Below are 4,010 nucleotides of genomic sequence, written 5' to 3'. Positions count from 1 at the left end.
TCGATCGGATCACCGAGCCTCGTCCCGGTACCGTGCGCCTCCACCACGTCCACATCCGAGGTGCCGAGCCCGGCGTCCGCCAACGCGGCCCGGATCACCCGCTGCTGCGCGGGCCCGTTCGGCGCCGTGAGGCCGTTCGACGCACCGTCCTGGTTGATCGCACTGCCCCGCACGACCGCGAGCACCCGGTGGCCGTTGCGCCGGGCGTCCGACAGCCGCTCCAGGACCAGGACTCCCACGCCCTCGGCCATCCCTATGCCGTCGGCATCCGCCGAGAAGGGCTTGCAGCGGCCGTCGGTCGCAAGACCCCGCTGCCGGGCGAACTGGACGAAGGGCCCGGGGGTCGCCATGACGGTCACGCCGCCGGCCAGCGCGAGATCGCACTCGCCCGACCGCAGGGCCCGGCCCGCCAGGTGGATCGCCACCAGCGACGACGAGCACGCCGTGTCCACCGTCACCGCCGGACCCTCGAAACCGAACGTGTAGGCCACCCGGCCCGACAGGACACTGCCCGCGCCGCCGGTCATGAGCAGGCCCTCGACGGGTCCGGGGGTCCGCTCCGGGGCCGGCGCGTAGTCGTGGTAGACCTGCCCCGCGAACACTCCGGTGCGACTGCCGTGCAGGTCGTCGGCGTCGATGCAGGCCTGTTCGAGGGCTTCCCAGGAGGTTTCGAGGAGCAGCCGCTGCTGCGGGTCCATCGCCAGCGCCTCACGCGGCGAGATCCCGAAGAAGCCCGCGTCGAAGTCGCCCGCGTCGTAGAGGAAGCCTCCTTCGCGGGTGTACGAGGTGCCGGTGTGGTCCGGGTCGGGGTGGTGGAGCCCGTCGAGGTCCCAGCCGCGGTCCGCCGGGAAGCGGCCGATGCCGTCGGCGCCGGTGGCGGCCAGCTCCCAGAGTTCCTCGGGGCTGGTGACGCCGCCGGGATAGCGGCAGGCCATGCCGACGATCGCGAGGGGTTCGTCGGTGGAAGCGGCGGGCGCGGCGGGCTCCTCCTGCCGGACCGGGCCGGGCAGCTGGTCCACCAGGTGGGCGGCCAGCTCCGTGGGCGTGGGGTGGTCGAAGACCAGTCCGGCGGGGAGGCGCAGTCCGGTGGCGTTGTTCAGCCGGTTGCGCAGTTCGAGTGCGCCGAGCGAGTCGAAGCCGGTGTCGCGGAAGGCACGTGTGGCGGGGACCCGGTCGGCCGAGGCGTGGCCGAGTACGGCGGCGGCCAGCTCGCGTACGAGCCCGAGGGCCAGGTCGATCCGCTCGTCCGGTGTCAGGGCCGTCAGACGCTCGGTGAACGTTCCGTCGCTGCCCGAGGGCCGTGGCGGGCGGACGAGTCCGCGCAGCAGTGGCGGGATCCCTTCGCTCTCCGCCTGTTCGCGTACCTGCCGAAGGTCCAGCCTGGTGGGCACGGTGAGCGGCGCGGGGTCCGCGACCACCCGGTCGAACAGCGCGAGGGCCTGGTCCTCGGGCAGGGGCGCCACGCCCAGCCGGGCCAGCCTGGCGCGGTCGGTGGTGCCGAGACCGGAGGCCATGCCGCCGCTGACGTCGTCCTGGTCCCACAGGCCCCAGGCGTGGCTCTGTCCCGGCAGGCCGAGGTCGGTGCGGTGGGTCGCGAGTGCGTCCAGGAAGGCGTTGGCGGCGGCGTAGTTGGCCTGCCCCGCGCCGCCGAGGACGCCGGAGACCGAGGACATGAGGACGAACGCGGTCAGCGGCTCGTCGCGGGTGAGTTGGTGCAGGTTCCAGGCGGCGTCGACCTTGGGGCGCAGCACGGTCGTGAGCTGGTCGGGCGTCAGGGAGGTGACGACTCCGTCGTCGAGCACCCCCGCCGCGTGCACCACCGCGGTGGGGGTGTGCTCGGCGCGGACGCCCGCGAGCGCGGTCCGCAGGGCGCCGTGGTCCGCCGGGTCGCAGCCGAGGGTGGTCACCTCGCAGCCGGCCCCGGCGAGTTCGGCGGTGAGGTCGCGGGTCGCCTCGCCTCCCCGTCGGCTGACGAGGACGAGTCGGCGTACGCCGTGCTCACGGACCAGGCGCCGGGCGATCAGCCGGCCGATGTGTCCGGTGGCGCCGGTGAGCAGGACCGTGCTGTCGGGGCCGAAGGGGGCGATGGTGTCGACGACCCGGTCGGTGGAGCGCGTGAGGCGGGGGGCGTGCGCCCGGCCGGCGCGCAGGGCGACCTGGGGTTCGTCGCCCGCGGCGACGGCGGGCAGGAGGCGCAGCGACGCGGGGTCCCGGTCGGTGTCGGCCAGGAGAAACCGTCCGGGTGTCTCGGTGTACGCGGTGCGCAGGAAGCCCCAGACGGTGGCGGCGGCGATGCGGGTCGCGGGGGTGGGGCCGGCCGCTCCCTCGGTGACGGCGAGCAGCCGGGTGCCGGCCAGCCGTTCGTCGAGGAGCAGGGCGCGGGCGGTCGCCAGGGCCGTGGCCGTGTGGTCGTGCGCCGCGGTCACGGTGTCGTCGTGCCGGTCGCCGACGGTCCACACGAGGAGATCGGGCGCGGTGGCGCCGGCGTCGAGGGCGGCACGCAGCCCGTCGAGGTCGCGGTAGGCGTCCGGTGCGGCGCCGGCACCGCGGAGCGCTTCGAGTACGGGGGCGCCGTCGCCGTCACCCAGTACGGCCCACAGGCCGGTGGGGCGTTCCTCGCCGGGCGGCGTCAGCGGTTCCCATTCCACGGCGAACGGGGAGCGGGCCGCCGCGCCGTGCGACGCGGTGAGCCGCGCGGTGTCGGCGGGCCGCAGGGTGAGGGAGCCGATGCTCGCGACCTGCCGCCCCGACGGGTCGGCGAGGTCGAGGGCGACGGCGGAGTCGCCGGAGCGGGTGATCCGGGCGCGCAGCACGCGGGCTCCGGGTGCGTGCACGGCGACGTCGCCGAAAGCGTACGGCAGGCGCACTCCGTCCTCGGAGCGGGTGGTGGTGACCACGGCGTGCAGGACGGCGTCGAGGAGCGCCGGATGGAGGGCGAAGCGCTCGTCGTCCGGGGACGTCGGCTCGCCGTGCTCGGGCAGGCGCGCCTCCGCGTAGACGGTGCCGTCGGGGGCGTGCCAGAGGCGGGCCAGTCGCTGGAAGGCGGGGCCGTAGACGTAGCCGTCGTCGGCCAGTTCGTCGTAGAGGCCGGTGAGGTCGGCCTCGGTGGTGCCGGAGGGCGGCCAGGTGGCGGCCCACTGGGGTTCGGCGGGGTCCGGTGCGGGGGCGTCCGCGCGGAGCGCCGCCGTCGCGTGGTGGACCCAGGGAGCGGCGGGGTCCCGGGTGTCCGGACCGGCGTCGGTGCCGGGGCGGCTGTGCACGGTCGCGGTCGCGCCGTCGGGACCGTCGGGGGTGACGGTGACCTGGAGGTCCGTGGTGTCGCTTCCGGTGGGCAGCGGCAGCGGGGCGTGCAGGGTGAGTTCACCGATGCGGGGGGTGCCGTACCGTTCGCCCGCGTGCACCACCAGTTCGAGCAGGGCGGTTCCCGGCAGCAGCGGGAGGGTGCCGACGGCGTGGTCGTGGAGCCAGCGGTGGCGGCGCGCGGTGAGTCGTCCGGTCAGGACGAGGCTCTCGTCGGTGGCGGTGCGCAGGGCCGCGCCGAGCAGCGCGTGGCGAGCCGGGGTGAGTCCGGCGGACGCGACGTCCGGGGCGCCGGTGCCGGGGTCGAGCCAGTAGCGTTCGTGCTGGAAGGCGTACGTGGGCAGCGGGACGTGGCGGGCTCCGGTACCGGTGTGGATCCGGGTCCAGTCCACGGGGATGCCGTGTGTGAAGACGGCGCTCACAGAGGTCAGCAGGCGTCGCAGGCCGCCGTCGCCGAGGACCAGCGAGCCGGTCACGACCGCGTCCCGGCCCGCGTCCTCCAGCGTCTGCGTCACGCTCCCGGCGAGCACCGGGTGGGCGCTGCACTCCACGAAGGCGTCGAAGCCGTCGGCGGCGAGTTCCCGTACCGCTTCCTCGAAGCGGACCCGGTGGCGGAGGTTGCGCACCCAGTAGGCGGCGTCCGGCACCTCGTCGCCGAGCCAGTCGCCGGTGACCGTCGAGAAGAACGGCACCCGGGCGCGGCCCGCGCG

General features: G+C 75.5%; 1 protein-coding gene. It reads right to left on the bottom strand.

Going from position 1 to position 4,010, the window contains the following annotated elements:
- On the bottom strand, window positions 1–4,010 hold a 4,010-nt coding region (locus tag AB0P07_RS36685; protein WP_365558747.1), incomplete at both ends, for an SDR family NAD(P)-dependent oxidoreductase.

The organism is Streptomyces sp. NPDC085944 (genome assembly GCF_040686295.1).
Lineage (GTDB): Bacteria > Actinomycetota > Actinomycetes > Streptomycetales > Streptomycetaceae > Streptomyces > Streptomyces salinarius.
This window is presented reverse-complemented; position numbering and strand designations above follow the sequence as displayed.